The organism is Streptomyces sp. NPDC049577 (genome assembly GCF_040675635.1).
Classification (GTDB): domain Bacteria; phylum Actinomycetota; class Actinomycetes; order Streptomycetales; family Streptomycetaceae; genus Streptomyces.
In genome coordinates, this window is the sequence record NZ_JBFAPH010000661.1 from 1 (window position 1) to 1,131 (window position 1,131).

Genomic DNA, 1,131 nt, shown 5'->3' on the forward strand with positions numbered 1-1,131 from the left:
AGAGGTCGTTTTCGCCCGATGTTTCATCCCGAGATTGGGTGTTAAGTAGCCTTCGTCGGGTCGCGCCAGGAGATGGTGTTCTCGCTGGTGAGGCGGCGGGCCATGAGGTCGGTCATGGCGATGTGGATCACGGCTTCGGAGCGGGTGGGCAGGGTTTCGTAGTCGCGGGCCAGGCGCCGGGTGGAGCATCAGCCAGCCGTAGGTCCGCTCGACTGCCCACCGCTTCGGGATCGGAGTGAATCCCCTGGTCCCGGGCTTGCGGGCGGTGATTTCCATGTCGATGCCCAGGGATGCGGCGTGTTCGACGAGGTGCTGGCGGTAGCCGCCGTCGACCCAGACCTTGCGGATGCCCGGGTGGTCGGCGGCGACCTGGTCCAAGAGCCGGGTGCCGGCGATGGAGTCCTGCACGCTCGCCGCGGTGACCAGCACGGCGAGGAGCAGGCCGAGCGTGTCGATGACGATGCTCCGTTTCCTGCCGACGATCTTCTTTGCGGCGTCGATGCCCTGGCCGGCAGCCGGGACGCTGGTGGAGGTCTTGACGCTCTGAGCATCGATCACGCAGGCCGACGGCTCGCCGTTCCGACCCTCCTTCTCCCGCAGCAGCTGCCGGAGCAGGCCGTTGAGCTGGGCGAACACACCCTCGTCCGCCCATTTGGCGAAGTAGCCGTAGACCGTGTTCCAGTGCGGGAAGTCGTGCGGGAGGTAGCGCCACTGCACCCCGGTCCGGTCGACGTACAAGATCGCGTCCATGATGTCGCGCAGGTCGTGCTCCGGCGGCCGGCCGAAGTCCAGGGCCCTGCCACGGCGCTCGAAACGCCAGGCTGCAAGCACCGGCTCGATCAACTCCCAGCGGTCATCGGACAGATCACTCGGATACGGACGTCGCTTCGCCATGCATCCGGCGTACCGCCGCAGACCAAATGTGCCCAGGCGTGCGGCGATGACGACGGAAGCGCACACCTTTGAAAGCCGGGCATCTTGGAATGAGACAGGAACGAGCCACCCCTCGCCTCGTCCGTCACCCCTCCGGCCTCATCGATCACAACCGCACCTACCTCCTCTCCCGCACCACGATTCCACCGTCCATCAATCAGTCGATAACGACCCGAGACAGGCGAAAACGACCTCTTA

At 65.7% G+C, this 1,131-nt stretch carries 1 pseudogene; it reads right to left on the reverse strand.

The annotated features are described in order from the left end of the window. Positions 1–41: 41 nt before the first annotated feature. Positions 42–894, reverse strand: a pseudogene (locus AB0K09_RS33690) (IS5 family transposase). Positions 895–1,131: the final 237 nt, after the last annotated feature.